At 68.2% G+C, this 17,115-nt stretch carries 20 protein-coding genes; 13 read left to right on the top strand and 7 right to left on the bottom strand.

Going from position 1 to position 17,115, the window contains the following annotated elements; genetic code table 11:
• Positions 1-65 precede the first annotated feature (65 nt).
• The gene (locus F5X71_RS05570; RefSeq protein ID WP_238815730.1) at positions 66-1,304 is read right to left on the bottom strand and encodes a M20 family metallopeptidase; all 1,239 of its coding nucleotides are present in this window, start codon (positions 1,302-1,304) and stop codon (positions 66-68) included.
• Between the two features lie 104 nt (positions 1,305-1,408).
• On the bottom strand, positions 1,409-2,113 hold the full coding sequence (locus F5X71_RS05565; protein WP_167460961.1) for an enoyl-CoA hydratase-related protein: 705 nt from the start codon (positions 2,111-2,113) through the stop codon (positions 1,409-1,411).
• A gap of 221 nt (positions 2,114-2,334) precedes the next feature.
• Between F5X71_RS05565 and F5X71_RS05560 the strand changes: the two genes are divergently transcribed.
• The 3 genes from F5X71_RS05560 to F5X71_RS05550 are packed head-to-tail and all read left to right on the top strand — an operon-like array spanning position 2,335 to position 4,854.
• A complete protein-coding gene (locus F5X71_RS05560; protein ID WP_167460960.1) occupies positions 2,335-3,114 on the top strand; it encodes a purine-nucleoside phosphorylase in 780 nt (259 codons plus the stop codon).
• The gene (locus tag F5X71_RS05555) at positions 3,115-4,611 is read left to right on the top strand and encodes a phospho-sugar mutase (RefSeq protein WP_167460959.1); all 1,497 of its coding nucleotides are present in this window, start codon (positions 3,115-3,117) and stop codon (positions 4,609-4,611) included.
• Between the two features lie 21 nt (positions 4,612-4,632).
• Positions 4,633-4,854 (top strand): hypothetical protein, encoded by a 222-nt coding sequence (locus F5X71_RS05550; protein ID WP_167460958.1) that lies wholly within the window; start codon positions 4,633-4,635, stop codon positions 4,852-4,854.
• A 9-nt stretch (positions 4,855-4,863) separates the two neighbouring features.
• On the opposite strand, the gene upp is transcribed toward F5X71_RS05550, so the two are convergent.
• Positions 4,864-5,487 (bottom strand): uracil phosphoribosyltransferase, encoded by a 624-nt coding sequence (upp, locus tag F5X71_RS05545; protein WP_167460957.1) that lies wholly within the window; start codon positions 5,485-5,487, stop codon positions 4,864-4,866.
• Between the two features lie 147 nt (positions 5,488-5,634).
• Here upp and F5X71_RS05540 point away from each other — a divergent pair, with 147 nt between their 5' ends.
• The 5 genes from F5X71_RS05540 to F5X71_RS05520 all read left to right on the top strand — a co-directional run bounded on the left by F5X71_RS05540 (position 5,635) and on the right by F5X71_RS05520 (position 9,132).
• Complete coding sequence (locus F5X71_RS05540) at positions 5,635-5,958, top strand: type VII secretion target (protein WP_167460956.1); 324 nt, start codon at positions 5,635-5,637, stop codon at positions 5,956-5,958.
• A 4-nt stretch (positions 5,959-5,962) separates the two neighbouring features.
• Entirely contained in the window at positions 5,963-7,093 is a 1,131-nt protein-coding gene (locus F5X71_RS05535; protein WP_167460955.1) for a C40 family peptidase, read from the top strand.
• A complete protein-coding gene (locus F5X71_RS05530) occupies positions 7,090-7,431 on the top strand; it encodes a hypothetical protein (RefSeq protein WP_167460954.1) in 342 nt (113 codons plus the stop codon). The genes F5X71_RS05535 and F5X71_RS05530 overlap by 4 nt, the downstream gene beginning before the upstream one ends.
• Positions 7,432-7,507: 76 nt before the next feature.
• Positions 7,508-7,855 carry a YbaB/EbfC family nucleoid-associated protein gene (locus F5X71_RS05525; RefSeq protein WP_167460953.1) on the top strand — a complete coding sequence of 116 codons (348 nt, stop codon included), beginning with the start codon at positions 7,508-7,510 and terminating at the stop codon, positions 7,853-7,855.
• A 26-nt stretch (positions 7,856-7,881) separates the two neighbouring features.
• Positions 7,882-9,132, top strand: coding sequence for a primosomal protein (locus F5X71_RS05520; RefSeq protein ID WP_167460952.1), 1,251 nt, complete (start codon positions 7,882-7,884; stop codon positions 9,130-9,132).
• A gap of 81 nt (positions 9,133-9,213) precedes the next feature.
• On the opposite strand, the gene F5X71_RS05515 is transcribed toward F5X71_RS05520, so the two are convergent.
• The 3 genes from F5X71_RS05515 to F5X71_RS05505 all read right to left on the bottom strand — a co-directional run bounded on the left by F5X71_RS05515 (position 9,214) and on the right by F5X71_RS05505 (position 12,538).
• Complete coding sequence (locus tag F5X71_RS05515; RefSeq protein WP_167460951.1) at positions 9,214-9,870, bottom strand: hypothetical protein; 657 nt, start codon at positions 9,868-9,870, stop codon at positions 9,214-9,216.
• Between the two features lie 67 nt (positions 9,871-9,937).
• Positions 9,938-11,035, bottom strand: coding sequence for an adenosine deaminase (locus F5X71_RS05510; protein WP_167460950.1), 1,098 nt, complete (start codon positions 11,033-11,035; stop codon positions 9,938-9,940).
• Between the two features lie 213 nt (positions 11,036-11,248).
• Entirely contained in the window at positions 11,249-12,538 is a 1,290-nt protein-coding gene (locus F5X71_RS05505; protein WP_174817014.1) for a thymidine phosphorylase, read from the bottom strand.
• A gap of 98 nt (positions 12,539-12,636) precedes the next feature.
• On the opposite strand from F5X71_RS05505, the gene F5X71_RS05500 reads away from it, so the two are divergent.
• The gene (locus F5X71_RS05500; RefSeq protein WP_167460949.1) at positions 12,637-12,864 is read left to right on the top strand and encodes a hypothetical protein; all 228 of its coding nucleotides are present in this window, start codon (positions 12,637-12,639) and stop codon (positions 12,862-12,864) included.
• 36 nt (positions 12,865-12,900) lie between these two features.
• Here the strand turns inward: F5X71_RS05500 and F5X71_RS05495 are convergent, their stop codons facing one another.
• The gene (locus F5X71_RS05495) at positions 12,901-13,302 is read right to left on the bottom strand and encodes a cytidine deaminase (protein WP_167460948.1); all 402 of its coding nucleotides are present in this window, start codon (positions 13,300-13,302) and stop codon (positions 12,901-12,903) included.
• 277 nt (positions 13,303-13,579) lie between these two features.
• Here F5X71_RS05495 and sdhC point away from each other — a divergent pair, with 277 nt between their 5' ends.
• The 4 genes from sdhC to F5X71_RS05475 all read left to right on the top strand — a co-directional run bounded on the left by sdhC (position 13,580) and on the right by F5X71_RS05475 (position 17,088).
• A complete protein-coding gene (gene sdhC, locus F5X71_RS05490) occupies positions 13,580-13,978 on the top strand; it encodes a succinate dehydrogenase, cytochrome b556 subunit (protein WP_081869145.1) in 399 nt (132 codons plus the stop codon).
• 81 nt (positions 13,979-14,059) lie between these two features.
• A complete protein-coding gene (locus F5X71_RS05485) occupies positions 14,060-14,491 on the top strand; it encodes a succinate dehydrogenase hydrophobic membrane anchor subunit (protein ID WP_167460947.1) in 432 nt (143 codons plus the stop codon).
• A 30-nt stretch (positions 14,492-14,521) separates the two neighbouring features.
• Positions 14,522-16,273, top strand: a complete 1,752-nt coding sequence (gene sdhA, locus F5X71_RS05480) for a succinate dehydrogenase flavoprotein subunit (protein ID WP_167466237.1) — start codon at positions 14,522-14,524, stop codon at positions 16,271-16,273.
• 104 nt (positions 16,274-16,377) lie between these two features.
• The gene (locus F5X71_RS05475) at positions 16,378-17,088 is read left to right on the top strand and encodes a succinate dehydrogenase iron-sulfur subunit (protein WP_228836019.1); all 711 of its coding nucleotides are present in this window, start codon (positions 16,378-16,380) and stop codon (positions 17,086-17,088) included.
• Positions 17,089-17,115 lie beyond the last annotated feature (27 nt).

Here is a 17,115-nt window from a genome sequence, read left to right as displayed (position 1 = left end):
GGGGCCCATCGTGACCAGGCACGCCCCCGCCTCTGAACCTCGCGCCGCCGAACGGCCGGTATTGCTCACCGAATTGCCTCCTGTCGTTGAACGAGCCGTTGCAACAACCTGTCTCTTTGTTCTTCATCGCCCGCGGCGGTGATCGCGGTACGCGCGAGTGCGAGCGAACCGTCGAGCACCGCTCGATCCGCCGAGGCGTTGACACTCGCCGCGGCGAAGCCTGGCTGGTGGGTCACCGCGCCACCGGCATCAATGCCGATAACTGGGTGGATGCCCGGAATGACGTTGGTGACGTTGCCCATATCCGTGCTTCCGAGCGGCCGCTGTGCCTCGAGCTCGGGTGCGATCGGCACTCGTCCCAATCCGGATATCTGCTCGCGGTAGGCAAACAGTAACGCCGGATCGGGTGTCAGCTCGGTATATGTCGGCGCGACAGTCCGGATTTCCTGGTGGCAGCCGGTCGCGAGGGCGCCCGCCTCGAAACACGCCGACGCTCGTCGCATCAGATTGTCGAGTGACGCCGAGTCGACTGCACGTAGGTAATACAGCAGTTCCGCACGTCCGGGCACGATGTTGGGGGCTACCCCACCGTCGCCGACTATACCGTGAAGTTGCTGGCCGGGCTGGAGATGCTGACGCAGCAATCCGAGGGCAACCTGGGTGATGGTCACCGCGTCGCCCGCGTTGAGTCCCAGGTGCGGCGCGGCGCTCGCGTGCGCCTCGCGACCGTGGAACACCACCGACAGATCGGCCATGGCCAGCGAGTGCGCGCCGGCGATATCGAGCGGACCGGGATGCACCATCATCGCCATCGCCACGTCGTCGAAGACACCGCGCTCGAGCATCAATACCTTGCCGCCGCCGCTCTCCTCCGCGGGCGTGCCGAGTACCAGTACGGTCAATCCGAGCTCGTCGGCGACCTCGGCCAGGCCGAGCGCGGCGCCGACCGAGGCGGCGGCGATGATGTTGTGCCCGCAGGCATGTCCCATGCCCGGCAGCGCGTCGTACTCCGCGCACAGCGCGACCGTGAGCGGCCCACTACCGAAGCTCGCGCGAAACGCCGTCGGCAGCTCGGCCACGCCGGGGCGGATCTCGAAGCCGCGTTCGGCGAGCGGCGCGATGGTCTTGGCCATGCTGCGCGTCTCTTCGAACGCGAGCTCGGGTTCGGCGTGGATCGAGTGCGACAGATCGATCAGCTGATCGCCCGCGGCTTTGATGGCAGCGTCGCAGCGCTGCACGGCATCGGCACGAGCGCTGCGATAGTCGCTGCGTGATTCCTGGTGCCCGCTGCGCGGTGGTGGCATGGCACACAGTCTTGCACTGCACCGCAAACCGAGCGCGGCTCAGATCGTGGCTACCGTCCAGGCAACCATGCTCGATCTGCGGATTCGTGGATTCGCGTCCCGGGTCAGCCCGCGGCGAAGGCGAGGTTTTCCGGCGTGGTCGGCACCGCGAGACCGGCGAGCGCGTTGGCGTGCAGCGCGGTCTTGATCACCGGCAGATTGGGCTTGCGGTTGCTCGCCAGGGCGGCGGCCCGCGCGACAGCGGTGGACAGCAACGACTCGGCATCGGCCTTGCCGTCGACGATGCCCGCGGCGATCGCCTCGTCGGCCGGGTAGCGGTGACCGGTCGTCATCGCCTGCACGCACACCTGGTTCGACAGCCGCTCGGTGAGCAGCGCGTTCATCCCGACCGTGAACGGCATGCCGAGGTGCACCTCCGGCAGGCAGTAGAAGCCGCGGTCGGCGCGCATCAGCCGGAAGTCGTGCGAGGTGGCCAGCATCGCGCCCGCGCCGAACGCGTGACCGTTGATCGCGGCCACCGTCGGCATCGGGAACTGCAGCAGGCGCGTGTAGAGCGTGTGCACGCGATCGAGGTACCCGTGCGTCTTGTCCAGGTTGCCGAACAACCAGTCCGTGTCGAGCCCGTTGCTGTAGAACTTGCCGGTCGCCACCGTCACCAGCGCGGCGGGCCCCTGCGAGCCCTCCACCTTGTCCAGCACCCGGTGGAATTCATCGATCCAGTCCGGGTGGAAGCGGTTCTCGTTGTCGGTCTGCCCCTCGTTCCCGAGGTAGACGACGAACACTTCCCCTTCACGTTCCAGATACGGCATGCCAGGAGCGTATCGGCCCCACCCCATTCTTCCTACTCACGGGTAGCAACATCACAGTTGATGCCGCCCCACCCCGGTACCCCCGCCGAGCCCGACCCCACCACGAAGCACCCCACCCGTCGCCCGACCGCCACCTCGCATCGAACCGCTTCGCGACGGTGATCAATGGGGCCGCGAACTAGCCGCGCCCGCGCGGTAGATGGCCCAGTATCGTGATGTTCATGCTTGCCGCACAGGCCGCCGAGGCGATCGCCGAACGTACTGGAGTGCCGCATCATCGCGTTGCGGTGGTGCTCGGATCGGGTTGGCAGGAGGCGGCGGCCGAGATCGGGTCGCCGCGGGCCTCGGTTCCGATGTCCGAGTTGCCCGGGTTCGGTATGCCGAGTGCGCAGGGGCACGGCGGGATGGTTCATTCGGTGGCGGTCGGCGACACGTCGGCGCTGCTGTTGATGGGCCGCCAGCACCTGTATGAGGGCTACCAGCCCGGCGATGTGGTGCATCCGGTGCGCGCGGCGATCGCGGCGGGCGCCGAGATCGTGCTGCTCACCAATGCCGCGGGCGGTATCCGCGAGGGGCTGCGGGTCGGCGAGCCGGTGTTGATCGACGATCACTTGAATCTGACCGGGCGTACCCCGTTGACGGGCGCCACCTTCGTGGACCTGGTCGACGCGTGGGATCCCGAATTGCGTGCCCTGGCAAAGGAGATCGATCCGAGCCTGACCGAGGGCGTGTACGCGGGCCTGACCGGTCCGCAGTACGAGACGCCGGCGGAGATCCGGATGTTGCGCACCATGGGCGCCGATCTGGTCGGCATGTCGACGGTGCTGGAGGCGATCGCGTGCCGGGCGGCCGGCGCGCGGGTGCTCGGCATCTCGCTGGTGACCAATCTGGCCGCGGGTGTGACCGGCGCGCATCTGTCGCACGCCGAGGTGCTCGCCGAAGGGCACGCCGCCGCACCGCGTTTGGGCAAGCTGCTGCGCGGCGTGCTGGAACGGGTCTAGATGTTGCGCTTCGGCACCGCCGGTCTGCGTGGTCCGTTGCAGGACGGCCCGGACGGCATGAATGTGGCGACGGTGCGCAGGGCGAGCGCGGGCATCGTCGAGTGGTTGCGCGGCCGGTGTCTCGGCGGCGGCGCGGTGGTCGTCGGCAGGGACGCCAGGCACGGGTCCGCCGAGTTCGCCACGGCGACCGCGGAAATCTTTGCGGCGGCGGGCTTTCCGGTGACACTGCTGCCGCGGCCGCTGCCGACGCCGGTGGTCGCCTTCGCGGTGCGTGAGCTCGGCGCGGTGGCGGGCGTGCAGATCACCGCCTCGCACAATCCCGCGACCGACAACGGTTACAAGGTCTATCTCGACGGTGGCTCCCAGTTGCTGGCGCCGGCCGACACCGAGATCGAACGCTGCATCGAGGCGGTCACCGAGCCGATCGCACGCACGCCGGTCGCACCGTCGGACGACGAGGTGGTGCGGCGTTATCTGGAACGCGTGGCGGCGCTGCCCGCGCTGCTCGGCGGGCCGGGTGCGCGCGCGCCGATCCGGATCGCGCTGACCACCCTGCACGGTGTCGGTGGCGAGACGGCGTTGCGGGCCATGGCCGCGGCGGGATTCACCGATGTGCACGTCGTCGCGGAGCAGTTCGAACCGGACCCGGACTTCCCCACCGTCGCGTTCCCGAATCCGGAGGAGCCGGGCGCCACCGATCTCCTGCTCGCCCTGGCCGCGCGGGTCGAGGCCGATGTGGCGATCGCGCTCGACCCCGATGCCGACCGCTGCGCCGTGGGAATACCCTTGCCGGACAACACCTGGCGCATGCTGCGCGGCGACGAGACCGGGGTGCTGCTCGGCGACTGTGTACTGCGCACCGCACCGCAGGACGCGCTGGTGGCGACGACGATCGTGTCCTCGCGGCTGCTGTCGCGGATCGCGGCGGCGCGCGGCGCGCGCTATGCCGAGACGCTCACCGGGTTCAAGTGGCTGGCCCGCGCGGGCGACGGCCTGGTCTATGCCTACGAAGAGGCGATCGGTCACTGCGTCGACCCGGCGACCGTCCGCGACAAGGACGGCATCTCCGCGGCCGTACTGAGCGCGGATCTGGTGGCGCGGCTGAAGGCGGCGGGTCGCACGCTGCGCGACGAACTCGACGACTACGCCGTCGAATTCGGCCTGCACAGTACCGATCAGGTGTCGTTGCGCCTGGCCTCGGCCGCGGACGCGGCCGCGGTGGTCGCCCGGCTGCGCGCGAACCCACCGGACGAGATCGCGGGTGAGCCGGTGAAGTTCACCGACCTGCTCCAGGTGCGCGGGCGGATGCGCACCGACGCGCTGATCTTCGAGGGCGCGGGCACGCGCGTCGTGGTCCGGCCCTCGGGTACCGAGCCGAAACTCAAGTGCTATCTGGAGGTGCTGACCCCGGTCGGCGCCAGGTCCGAGTTGCCCGCAGCCAGGACAACTGCGGGACAACACCTTTCCGTCCTGCGCGAATTCTGCCGACAGCTTTGATCGTCCAGGCATCATCATTTGATGACGGCGATGCACTGTACTCATTGCGGCGGCGACGGCCTGGTTCCCGGTTTCATCGAGGATTCCGGCGACAGTTCGCGCGGCCACGTCCGCTGGACCGAGGGCGCCCTGAAGATCGGCTCCTGGGGCGCCATCCGCACCGGCCGGCCGCACTGGCTGGTCGATGCCTATCGATGTCAGGACTGTTCGCACCTGGTCCTGTTCACCAGACCGCAGGAGTAGCGCGGACGCTCAGCGCGGGCCGAACTGCCGATCGCCTGCGTCGCCGAGACCGGGGACGATGTAGGCGTGCTCGTTCAGGCCCGCGTCGACGGCGGCGGTGACCAGGCGCACCGGCTGCCCCGAAGCCGCGAGGGCGGCAACGCCCTCCGGCGCGGCGACCACACAGATCGCGGTGATGTCGGTGGCGTTGCGGGCGGCGAGCAGTTCGAGGGTGTGCCGCATCGAGCCGCCGGTGGCCAGCATGGGGTCGAGCACGCAGACCGGCAGACCGGCCAGATCGTCGGGCAGCGACTCCATGTACGGGACCGGCTGGTGGGTCTGCTCGTCGCGCGCGATGCCGACGAAGCCGACCCTGGCGTCGGGGATCAGTTCGGCGGCCACGTCGACCATGCCGAGGCCCGCCCGCAGCACCGGCACCAGCAGCGGCGGCGCGGCCAGCCGCGCGCCCTGTGTGACGGCGACGGGCGTGCTGATCTCGAACTGTTCCGTCGGCGCACCGCGCAACGCCTCGTAGACCAGGATCCTGGTGAGTTCGCGCAGCGCGGTACGGAAGGCGGAATTGTCGGTACGCGCGTCTCGCATCGTGGTCAACAGGGCGGCGGCGAGCGGGTGGTCCACGGTGTCAGTACGCATGAGGGAACGATAAAGTGAGTGCGGGTCCGCCGCCGAAAGCTCGGCCCGAAAGTTTTTTCGCATCGGTGGGAACCGAACGGGAAGAGCGCGCGTCGAACCAAGTGGATGACGTACTCTGCCTGGGAAACAAGGATGGGGGAAGCTCTGATGCGGAAGATGTCGGCGGACACCGAGGGCATCGCGGCCTACGGCGCGACCGCGCATGTGATGGCCGGGGAGATGGCCACGGCCGCGGCCAGTGCCGTAGCGGCCGAACCTGCCTTGCTCGGACCGATCATGGGACTGGTCGGCGGCGATTTCATGGCCGCATACGCCGCGGCGCACGCCGGACACGTCGCCGCGATCGGTCAACTCTCCGCGGTGCTGACCAGCATGGGTGGCGCGGCCACCGGTGCGGCCACGGTGCTCACCGAAACCGACGTCGCGCACGCGGGATCGCTGCAGAGCGCGGCCGCCGAACTGGACGGGTGAGCCTGTGATCGATATCGAGGCGTTGGCCAAACCGATCATCGAACTGCTGTCCAGCTTCGGTTCCGGCGTCCTGCCGACCGGCGGACCCTCCGACGCGCTGCGCAGCACGTCCAGCGCGGTCGACCAGATCCACCGGATGGGCCGCGACAGCATCAACGGTATGAACCTGGCCTGGGACGGCCAGGCCGCCGACGCCGCGACGGCCAAGGCGCTGCGGGTGCAGACCTCCGCCGCCACCATCTCCGACCGCGGCAACGACATGGCAACCGTGGTGAGTCAGGCCGCGGCCGAGGTCGAGACGGGCCAGAAGGAACTCACCGGCATCGTCGAGTCGTTCGTGAACACCGCGGTGAGCGCGGGCCCCGCGCTGGCCACGCCAGCGGGCATGACGATGATCGTCGGTTCCGCCATCGACCATCTCGGCCAGGCGCTCAACGTGGTCGGCCGGGTGCGCAACGAGCTGAACACCCAGACCGCCTCGATGACCGAGCTGACCCCGCCGCCGTCGACGCCCTCGCTCGCGGGCACCACGACCGCCGCCGCGAGCGCGCAGCAGTTCGTCTCGACCGCGTCCAGCGCGCTCAGCGGCGCGGGCTCGATGGCGAGCGGGCTGATGAGCAGCGCGATGTCAACCATCCCGGCGTCGATGGCGTCGACGCCGAGCACCACCTCCAGCACCCAGGGTTCGCCGAGCACCACCAAGCCGAACACCGGCTCGTCGGGGCTGTCGGCCGACGGCAAGGGCGTGAAGATCACGCTGCCCGATGGCAGCGTCGTCGAGGCGCCGAACGAGAAGGCGGCGACCGCCGTGCGCTCGGCGCTCGGCGCGGTCGGCACTCCGTATGTGTGGGGCGGCAACACCCCCGGCGCCGGGCTGGATTGCAGCGGACTCACCAAGTACGCCTACGGCGAGGCGGGCGTCGACATCCCTAGACTTGCCGCCGATCAGGCCACCGGCAGTCCGGTGTCTCCCGGCGACTTGATGCCCGGCGACCTGGCGATCTGGGATGGCCACGTCGCGATGGTGATCGGCAACGGCCAGTTCGTCGAGGCCGGTGACCCGGTCCAGATCAGCTCTATTCGAACGGAGAACTCAGGCATGGGCTTCTACGGCTTCTACCGGCCGACCTCATGACGCAACCGCAGATTCCGAACGTCACGGTGGCCGGTAGCACCAACCGGTCCGGCACCATCTCGGTGCGCGCCACCGATCAGGGCATGCCGGTGGAGATCAAGTTCGAGCGCAGCGAATACCGTTACGGAGCCCAGAGTCTCGCGAACGAGATCTTGCGGCTCACCAAGCGCTCCACCGTCGCCGCGAAGGCCCGCAGGCGCGAGCTGCTGGCCGAGGCAGGCATGCCCGCCGACATCCTCGACCGGCTCGGCCTGCCCACCCGCCAGGCCGCGGTCGACGAGCTGGACCGGATCGACGACGCGGACACCGGACCGACGACCTGGATGAGGCCTGTATGAGCGAGCGGAGCGAGCAAGCAATGCACACTGCCGCCACGGCGCTCGTGCGGGAGCCGAGCGCTAGCGAGGCGGACGCATGAGCGCGGAGATGGATGCTCTGGTCGCGAACGCGACGCAGAAGCTGGAGGCGCTGGAGGCGGCACTGTACGGCCTCAAACAGGTCCGTGGCCGGCACACCACCGACGACGGATCGGTCACCGTCGAGGTGGACAGCGACGGCGCGCTCGTCGCGCTGAGCCTCGCGGAGACCGTCACCTCACTGCCACCCGCCGAGGTCGGACAGCTGATCGTGTGGGCCTGCAGGCAAGCCGCCGAGGACGCGGGCAACCAGCGCTCGAAGGTCGTTGCGACACTGAACGAGTCGTTCGTTCCGCCGGCGAACCCCGCCGGCGGGGCCATTGGGGGCGGGCCGGATAGTGCCTGACGCGGAAGGTAGATAGGCTTCCGCTCATGGCTTCTGGAGACATCGTCCCGATCGAGCTCGGCCTGACCGACGGCGATCTCGTCACCCTGTGGGCACCGCGCTGGCGAGACGGTGACGACGAGTGGGAGGCGTTCCTCGGTCACGAGGACTCCCTCTACGGTTTCGAGTCCGTTGCGGAGCTGGCCGCGTTCATCCGGACCAACTCCGACAACGACCTCGTCGACCACCCGGCGTGGAAGGTCGTCGCCGGGCTCTCCGCGGTGGAACTGGAGCCGGAGGAGAACTTCTCCTTCGATCTGGTCGCCGTGCCCGAGCTCGCCGCGGGCGAGCCCGAGGTGGACACCATCGCCGAGCTCGAGGACACCCTCGGCATGGTTCGCAACATCGGCGAGGTGTGCGAGCTGGAGACGGTGACCAAGTTCTTCGGGTCGCATCCGGTGCTCGGCGCGCTGCCCGGCGGCGTGAACGCCTTCCTCGGCCGCGACGGCGAGGAGCTGTGGGACCAGATCGGCGCCGCCATCGCCAAGGGCTGGGACGACGTGCTCGACGCCATCGACTCGGTGGTGCAGACCCCCGACGTGGACGCCGAAGCCGTCGCCGTCGCCGAGGCCGAGCTGCTGGCCGCCGAGGAGAACGTGGTCGACGCCGACGACGCGGCCGACAACGAAGAGGACGAGTTCGAGCCCGTCGATCTGGATGCCGACGACGAGGACGAAGAGGACGAGGACGATTCGTTCTGGCACGAGGTCGGCATCGACCCGGTCAAGATCGTCACCTCCGACGGCACCTACTTCACCCTGCGCTGCTACCTCGACGACGAGCCGATCTTCCTCGGTAGCGACAAGAAGATCACGGTGTTCGGCTCCGAACGCGCGCTGGCGCGCTACCTGGCCGACGACCACGAGCACGACCTGGCGCGGGTCAGCACCTTCACCGATGTGCAGACCGCCGCCGTGGACGGCTCGCTCGAGGTCGAGGTGACCGACGAGAACGTCTACGTGCTGCCCGGGCTGGCCGACGATCTGGCCGAGGGCCCGGAGGCCGTCGACATCGAACAGCTCGACCTGGCGGTCGAACTGTTCACCGACGCGTCCGACTACGCGGGCGACGATGTCGTGGAACAGGCTCTGGCCCAGTCCAATCCGCTCGGCTGGTACGTGTCGTACCTGCTGAACCCGGACCCGAACCGATTGGCACCCAACCCTCCGTTCGCCGCCGAGGCGCAGGCCTGGCGGGATCTGGAACGCAATTTCGAGGCCCGGCTCAATCCGCAGTAGCCACGAGCCGCAGTAGCCACGAGCCCCCCGCCGCGACGCGACGGGGGGCTCGGCTTTACCCGGCTTCGGTTACCGCCCTGGTCACTTCAGCCGGATCCAAATCTGCTCGGCCCGGCCGAGCATCCGGTCGTCGGCTCCGTAGACCGCGGTGGAGGCGAACAGTTTGCGGCCCTGCGCGCCGTGCGCCTCACCGACGACGACGCACTGCTCGCCGACCGCGGGCAGGTCGTGCACGGTGGCGGTCATCGAGCCGAGCAGCGCGGGCCGGTCCATCATGTCGGGCAGCGACCAGCCACCCGGACAGTCCATCGCGGCCCACACGATCGCGGGACCGAGCGGGAGCGAGCTGTCCGGTATCCACGGTGCCGCCACCCGGCCCGCGTCGACCTGCCCCGCCTCGATGCGCAGGCCGTCGGCACGGGCGCTGCCGCAGACGAAACAGGACGCGAACATCTCGTTGGTCCGGTACGAGCTCGCGGCCGCCGTGGCCGTCGCGAAGGGAACCGATTGCGGTGCGGCACGATCGAATTCGCCTGCCCTGGTCTCGGCGACCAGGGTGTCCCCCGAGTAGAGGTGTCCGTCGCGCAGTTCGAGCGGGGTGTCCAGCGGCGGGCGGTTGCGCAGCACCACGGTAACCGCGTCCTCATCGCGCCGCTCGGCGAGCAAGCCGCCGACGTATCCGCCGTTACCGGTACCCGGCGGACCGTTGAATCGACTCGGAATGCGCAGTGTCGCCATGTCGGCCACGCTAGCGAAACCGGGTGCACTCACCCATGGACTGTCACCCGGTTCACACCCTGGTCGGTCAGCCGAGCAGGACCGCGTAGCCCGGCTTGATGATGTCGTCGATGATCCGCAGCCGTTCCGGGAACGGGATGAACGCCGACTTCATCGCGTTGATGGTGAACCGCTCCAGATCGCTCCAGCCGTAATCGAACGTGTCGACGAGCTTCAGCATCTCCTTGCTCATGGTGGTGTCGCTCATCAGCCGGTTGTCGGTGTTGACCGTGACGCGGAAGCGCAGCCGAGCCAGCAGGTCGAACGGATGCTTGTCCAGCGAGGGCACCGCACCGGTCTGCACGTTCGACGAGGGACACAGCTCCAGCGGGATGCGCATGTCCCGCACGTAGTTCGCGACCAGCCCGAGGTGCGCGTCCTCGATCGCACCGGGCACGCTGATGTCGTCGGTGATCCGCACGCCGTGGCCGAGCCGGTCACAGCCGCAGAAGGCGAGCGCCTCGTGGATCGAGGGCAGCCCGAACGCCTCACCCGCGTGAATGGTGAAGTGCGCGCTGTTGGCGCGCATGTACTCGAACGCGTCCAGGTGCCTGCTCGGCGGGAATCCGGCCTCTGCGCCCGCGATGTCGAACCCGCCGACGCCGCGGTCACGGAAGCGCACGGTGAGTTCGGCGATCTCCCGCGATCGTGCCGCGTGCCGCATGGCGGTGAGCAGGCAGGTCACCACGATCGGGCGGCCCGCCGCCGCGGCGGCCGCCTCGCCCTCCCGGAACCCGGCCAGGGTGTGTTCGACGACCTCGTCGAGGGTCAGCCCCCGTTCGAGATGCTGTTCGGGCGCGAAACGCACCTCGGCGTACACCACGCCATCGGCGGCGAGGTCCTCCGCGCATTCGCGGGCGACCCGGCGCAGACCCTCCGGTGTCTGCATGACGGCCACGGTGTGGGCGAAGGTTTCCAGATACAGTTCCAGCGATCCGCTGTCGGCCGCGTCGCGGAACCAGGCGGCCAGGGTGGCCTCATCCGTGGCGGGTAGGTCCGTATAGCCGCACTCGGCGGCCAGCTCCAGCACCGTGGCGGGCCGTAGACCACCGTCGAGGTGGTCGTGCAGCAGCGCTTTTGGCGCCTGTCGGATCGAGGCAAGGGTCAATGCGGTCGGTCCAGTCATGTAATGACGGTAGCCGCACCCGGCCGCGACGGCACCCGACTGGTGCAGTGGCAACCATCTCGTTGCCGGCCGGGCATGGATCGGCTCACACATCGACACGAGTCGGGCGAAGGCGCCACCTGGTCACGGTGTGCCGCACCCGGCAGATAACCCGTTGACTGCCAAGCTGACTCGCGTCCGCCAACAGCTGACGAGGCGGTGTCGCGTAGCCGTTCAGCCGCCGATTCGACCGAGAAGCAAAGGGGTGGTCGGCTTTTCGCCGGGCTCACCGATGGCGACGGCGTCCCGGAGTGCGTCCAGCGCGCCCGCGAATGCCGCCGGGGTGTCGGTGTGCAGGGTGAGCAGCGGCTGCCCGGCCGTGACGGAATCGCCCGGCTTGGCGTGCATTTCGATGCCCGCACCGAACTGCACCGGATCACCCTGTCTGGCCCGGCCAGCACCGAGCCGCCAGGCGGCGACACCGACGCCCATCGCGTCCAGGCGGGTGAGCACGCCGTCACGGGCGGCCGGGACGACCTCGGCGTGCCGGGCGGTGGGCAGGGCGGCATCCGGGTCGCCGCCCTGCGCGCGGACCATCGCACGCCAGTGATCCATCGCCCTGCCGTCGGCCAGCACGTCCGCGGGGTCGACGTCGAGGCCGGCCAGCGCCACCATCTCCCGCGCGAGCGTGACGGTGAGCTCGACGATGTCGGCGGGCCCGCCGCCGGCGAGCACCTCCACCGACTCGGCGACCTCGAGCGCGTTACCGGCCGTGCGACCGAGCGGGGTGTCCATCGCGGTGAGCAGGGCCACCGTGCGCACACCCGCGTCGGTGCCCAATTCGACCATCGCCGTGGCCAATTCACGCGCGCCGTCGAGCGTCTTCAGGAACGCGCCCGCGCCCACCTTCACGTCGAGCACCAGGGCCGCAGTGCCCTCCGCGATCTTCTTGCTCATGATCGAGCTGGCGATCAACGGAATGGATTCCACCGTGCCGGTGACATCGCGCAGCGCGTAGAGCCGCTTGTCCGCAGGCGCCAGGTCCGCGCCCGCCGCGCAGATCACCGCGCCGACCGCGGGATCGCTCAGCACCTCCCGCATCCGGGGTACCGAAACGTCGGCCTGCCAACCCGGAATCGCCTCTAGCTTGTCGAGGGTGCCGCCGGTGTGCCCGAGCCCGCGCCCGGACAGCTGCGGGACGGCCGCGCCGCACGCGGCGACCAACGGCGCCAACGGCAGCGTGATCTTGTCCCCCACACCGCCGGTCGAGTGCTTGTCCACCGTCGGCCGCGGCAGATCGGTGAAGTCCATGCGGCGCCCGGAGGCGATCATCGCCGCGGTCCAGCGCGCGGTCTCGCGCCGGGTCATGCCCCGCCACACGATCGCCATGGCCAGCGCCGACATCTGCTCGTCGGCCACCACCCCCTTGGTGAACCCGTCGATCACCCAGTCGATCTGGGCGTCGGAGAGCTCACCACCGTCGCGTTTGGTCGTGATGATCGAAACCGCGTCCAGTGCCGTCACATTCGCCAGTCTGGCACGAACGGGCGCCGGGGTCTGGTTCTTGTCGGGGCCCTCCGATAGCCTCAGCGCATCAATCGAACACGGGGCAAGGGGGATCCATGACATCCGCACGCATCGACCGTCGCGTCCGGGCGCTGGAGACGCGCGTCACCGACATCGAAGACACGCACAGTGAGTCGCTGTACGAACTGAGGCGACGCGTCACCGGGATCGAGCTGGTACAGCGCCGCAGCTTCGCGCTACTCCTGCGCCATATCGGCGTGCCCGCCACAGACATCTCGGCGATCACCGTCGCGACCGAGGACGACATCGACGCGGACTGCTGACGGCCGCCAGACCTCCTCCCGGAGCAGCCGAACGCCTTACACCTGACCGGCGTCCAGATCATCGGGCCCGAAGGCGTCGGGCAGCAGCACACCGAGCCGGACGGGTCCGCTCTTGTGATCGACCAGAAGGTCGGACCCGCCGTGTTCATGGAGGAGCTGACGGCAGCGCCCGCACGGCATCAGGATTTCGCCGCGGGAATCGCACACGGCGATGGCGCGCAACCGGCCCCCGCCCGCCGAATGCAAGTTACCGATGAGTACGCATTCGGCACACAGGGTCAAACCATATGAGACATTTTCCACATTGCAGCCCCGCACAATTCGACCATCGGTGCTGAGAGCCGCCGCGCCGACCGGAAACCGCGAGTACGGGACATAGGCATTACGCATTACTTGAATTGCGTTGTCACGCAGGGATTTCCAGTCGATTTCCGGCATCGTGAACCCCTTCTCGAACGCGCCCGACCTGGCCGCGACAGGGCCTCGGCGCAACCCCGCACACATCAAGAAAGGCAAACCTAACCCGCCCGACTGTAGCGCAACGCACGGCACGCCGAATTAGTTCCGGGAAACCGAGAGGATTAGAGTCCAAATAGATCGGTTCAGGTTCCCGGCAGCGGGCCGCAACGCAGCCACCTGGGCATATGCCCCGGAACGCAGCCGGCGTCGAATCAGCGAACCGGGTCCATCAACGACGTTGGAGGCACCGCACTCTATGACCACGATAGAAGCTCCGGCCCAGCCGAAGCGGAAGACGCTGTACCGAGGCGACCCCGGAATGTGGTCCTGGGCGCTGCACCGGATCACCGGTTGCACCATCTTCTTCTTCCTCTTCGTGCACGTCTTGGATACCGCGCTGGTCCGAGTCAGTCCGGATACCTATAACCAGGCGATCGAGACCTACAAGACGCCCATCGTCGCGCTGATGGAAATGGGCCTGGTCGTCGTCGTGCTCTTCCACGCACTCAACGGCGTCCGCGTGATCCTGGTCGACTTCTGGGCCAAGGGCCCCAAGTACCAGCGCACGATGCTCTGGATCATCCTCGCGATCTGGTTCGTGCTGGCGGTACCCGCCATCGGCCGCCAGTTCTTCTACCTCTTCACGGAGCACTGAGATGCGTGAGCGAAGCGAGCGAAAAATGACAACAGCCGCCAGTGCGGTCATGCCGGGACCGAGCGTCAGCGAGGTGCGGGCATGAGTGCACCTGTCCTCGGTAAGTCTTATGACCGGCCGGCCAGCCTGGATTCGCCGCGCTCACCCCGCGCCCGCTCGAACAACAACTTCGAGATGTACGCCTGGGTGTTCATGCGCTTCTCCGGCCTGCTGCTGATTGTCCTGGTGCTCGGCCACATGTCGATCATGCTGCTGCTCGACGGTGGCGTGAAGCGGCTGAACTTCGGCTTCGTCGCGGGCCGCTGGGCCAGCCCGTTCTGGCAGATCTGGGACCTGACCATGCTCTGGCTCGCCCAGCTGCACGGCGGCAACGGCCTGCGCACGGTGATCGCGGACTACTCCCGCAAGGACTCGACTCGATTCTGGCTGAACACGCTGCTGGCCATCTCGATGATCCTGATCCTGGCCGTCGGCACCTACGTCATCTTCACCTTCGACCCCAACATCAGTTAGGAACAGGCCACTTCGATGAGTGAATCGCGGATTCAGGAGCATCGCTACGACGTCGTGATCGTCGGTGCCGGTGGCGCCGGCATGCGCGCGGCGATCGAGGCCGGGCCCCGGGCGCGTACCGCCGTCCTGACCAAGTTGTACCCGACCCGCAGCCACACCGGCGCGGCACAGGGCGGCATGTGCGCCGCACTGGCGAATGTCGAAGAAGACAACTGGGAATGGCACACCTTCGACACCGTCAAGGGTGGCGACTACCTGGTCGACCAGGATGCCGCGGAGATCATGGCCAAGGAGGCCATCGACGCGGTGATGGACCTGGAGAAGATGGGTCTGCCGTTCAACCGGACGCCCGAGGGCAAGATCGACCAGCGTCGCTTCGGTGGTCACACCCGCGATCACGGCAAGGCCCCGGTGCGGCGCGCGTGCTACGCGGCCGACCGCACCGGTCACATGATCCTGCAGACGCTCTACCAGAACTGCGTCAAGCACGACGTGGAGTTCTACAACGAGTTCTACGTACTCGACCTGGTGCTCAGCGACACCGACCGGGGCCAGGTCGCCACCGGCGTCGTCGCCTACGAGCTGGCCACCGGTGACATCCACGTCTTCCACGCGAAGTCGATCATCTTCGCCACCGGCGGTTCGGGCCGGATGTACAAGACCACCTCGAACGCGCACACGCTGACCGGCGACGGCATGGCGATCGTGTTCCGCAAGGGTCTTCCGCTGGAGGACATGGAGTTCCACCAGTTCCATCCGACAGGCCTGGCCGGGCTCGGCATCCTGATCTCCGAGGCCGTCCGCGGCGAGGGCGGCATCCTGCGCAACGCCAGCGGCGAGCGCTTCATGGAGCGCTACGCCCCCACCATCAAGGACCTCGCGCCGCGCGACATCGTCGCCCGTTCGATGGTGCTCGAGGTGCTCGAGGGTCGCGGCGCCGGGCCGAACAAGGACTACGTCTACATCGACGTGACCCACCTCGGCGAGGACGTGCTCGAGGAGAAGCTCCCCGACATCACCGAGTTCGCGCGCACCTACCTGGGCGTCGACCCGGTGACCGAGCTGGTGCCGGTCATGCCGACCTGTCACTACGTGATGGGTGGCATCCCGACCAAGATCCGCGGCGAGGTGCTGCGAAACAACACCGACGTGGTGCCCGGCCTGTACGCCGCGGGCGAGTGCGCGTGCGTCTCGGTGCACGGCTCCAACCGCCTCGGCACCAACTCGCTGCTCGACATCAATGTGTTCGGCCGCCGCGCCGGCATCGCCGCCGCCGAGTACGCGCACCGCACCGAGTTCGTCGACCTGCCGGACAAGCCCGCGCAGATGGTGCAGGACTGGCTGGCGCTGATCCTGTCCGATCACGGCGACGAGCGGGTCGCCGATATCCGCACCGAGCTGCAGTACACGATGGACATGAACGCCGCCGTGTTCCGCACCGAGGACACCCTCAAGCAGGCCCTCACCGACATCCACGTGCTGAAGGAGCGCTACAGCCGGATCACGGTGCAGGACAAGGGCAAGCGCTACAACAGCGACCTGCTCGAAGCCGTCGAGCTCGGCTTCCTGCTGGAACTGGCCGAAGTCACCGTCGTCGGTGCGCTCAACCGGAAGGAATCGCGCGGCGGCCACGCCCGCGAGGACTACCCGGACCGCGACGACGTGAACTTCATGCGGCACACGATGGCCTACAAGGAAAGCGCGGATCTCATCTCCGATATCCGCCTCGACTTCAAGCCGGTGGTGCAGACCCGTTACGAGCCGATGGAGCGTAAGTACTGATGACTGTACATACCCACCCCGGCGGCTCCGCCGCCTCGCCGTCCGCCGGCGTACTCGAGAAGACCCCTCCGGCCAAGCCCGCGCCGGTCCCCGAGGGCTCCGTGATGGTCACCGTCAAGGTGGCCCGGTTCAACCCGGAGGACGACAAGGGTGCGCACTGGGAGTCGTTCCAGGTGCCGGTGCTGCCGACGGACCGATTCCTCAACGTGCTCATCTACATCAAGTCCTACCTGGACGGCACGCTGACGTTCCGGCGTTCGTGCGCGCACGGTGTGTGCGGTTCCGACGCCATGCGGATCAACGGGGTCAACCGGTTGGCCTGCAAGGTGCTGATGAAGGACATGCTGCCCAAGGGCGACAAGACCCTCACCATCACCGTCGAGCCGATCCGCGGCCTGCCCGTGGAGAAGGATCTCGTGGTGAACATGGAGCCGTTCTTCGACGCGTTCCGCGCGGTGAAGCCGTACCTGATGACCTCGGGCAACGAGCCGACCCGGGAGCGGATCCAGTCGCAGGCCGACCGCGCGCGCTTCGATGACACCACCAAGTGCATCCTCTGCGCGTGCTGCACCACCTCGTGCCCGGTGTACTGGAGCGACGGCAGCTACTTCGGCCCCGCCGCCATCGTCAACGCGCACCGCTTCATCTTCGACAGCCGTGACGAGGGTGCCCGCGAACGCCTGGACATCCTCAACGATGTCGAAGGTGTCTGGCGCTGCCGCACCACCTTCAACTGCACCGACGCGTGCCCCCGCGGCATCGAGGTCACCAAGGCCATCCAAGAAGTCAAGCGCGCTCTGCTCTTCGCCCGCTGACCCCGAGACCCCGAAGGCCGCCTCCAT

The organism is Nocardia brasiliensis, assembly GCF_011801125.1.
GTDB lineage: Bacteria > Actinomycetota > Actinomycetes > Mycobacteriales > Mycobacteriaceae > Nocardia > Nocardia brasiliensis_C.
The sequence above is the reverse complement of the archived record's forward strand: the minus strand, read 5'-3'. Positions and strand labels throughout refer to the sequence as shown.

Bases quoted from the DNA above. Each gene is read 5' to 3' on its own strand.
- F5X71_RS05570 (WP_238815730.1), bottom strand. From the start codon at position 1,304: ATGCCACCACCGCGCAGCGGGCACCAGGAATCACGCAGCGACTATCGC.
- F5X71_RS05565 (WP_167460961.1), bottom strand. From the start codon at position 2,113: ATGCCGTATCTGGAACGTGAAGGGGAAGTGTTCGTCGTCTACCTCGGG.
- F5X71_RS05560 (WP_167460960.1), top strand. From the start codon at position 2,335: ATGCTTGCCGCACAGGCCGCCGAGGCGATCGCCGAACGTACTGGAGTG.
- F5X71_RS05555 (WP_167460959.1), top strand. From the start codon at position 3,115: ATGTTGCGCTTCGGCACCGCCGGTCTGCGTGGTCCGTTGCAGGACGGC.
- F5X71_RS05550 (WP_167460958.1), top strand. From the start codon at position 4,633: ATGACGGCGATGCACTGTACTCATTGCGGCGGCGACGGCCTGGTTCCC.
- upp (WP_167460957.1), bottom strand. From the start codon at position 5,487: ATGCGTACTGACACCGTGGACCACCCGCTCGCCGCCGCCCTGTTGACC.
- F5X71_RS05540 (WP_167460956.1), top strand. From the start codon at position 5,635: ATGCGGAAGATGTCGGCGGACACCGAGGGCATCGCGGCCTACGGCGCG.
- F5X71_RS05530 (WP_167460954.1), top strand. From the start codon at position 7,090: ATGACGCAACCGCAGATTCCGAACGTCACGGTGGCCGGTAGCACCAAC.
- F5X71_RS05525 (WP_167460953.1), top strand. From the start codon at position 7,508: ATGAGCGCGGAGATGGATGCTCTGGTCGCGAACGCGACGCAGAAGCTG.
- F5X71_RS05520 (WP_167460952.1), top strand. From the start codon at position 7,882: ATGGCTTCTGGAGACATCGTCCCGATCGAGCTCGGCCTGACCGACGGC.
- F5X71_RS05515 (WP_167460951.1), bottom strand. From the start codon at position 9,870: ATGGCGACACTGCGCATTCCGAGTCGATTCAACGGTCCGCCGGGTACC.
- F5X71_RS05510 (WP_167460950.1), bottom strand. From the start codon at position 11,035: ATGACTGGACCGACCGCATTGACCCTTGCCTCGATCCGACAGGCGCCA.
- F5X71_RS05500 (WP_167460949.1), top strand. From the start codon at position 12,637: ATGACATCCGCACGCATCGACCGTCGCGTCCGGGCGCTGGAGACGCGC.
- F5X71_RS05495 (WP_167460948.1), bottom strand. From the start codon at position 13,302: ATGCCGGAAATCGACTGGAAATCCCTGCGTGACAACGCAATTCAAGTA.
- sdhC (WP_081869145.1), top strand. From the start codon at position 13,580: ATGACCACGATAGAAGCTCCGGCCCAGCCGAAGCGGAAGACGCTGTAC.
- F5X71_RS05485 (WP_167460947.1), top strand. From the start codon at position 14,060: ATGAGTGCACCTGTCCTCGGTAAGTCTTATGACCGGCCGGCCAGCCTG.
- F5X71_RS05475 (WP_228836019.1), top strand. From the start codon at position 16,378: ATGGTCACCGTCAAGGTGGCCCGGTTCAACCCGGAGGACGACAAGGGT.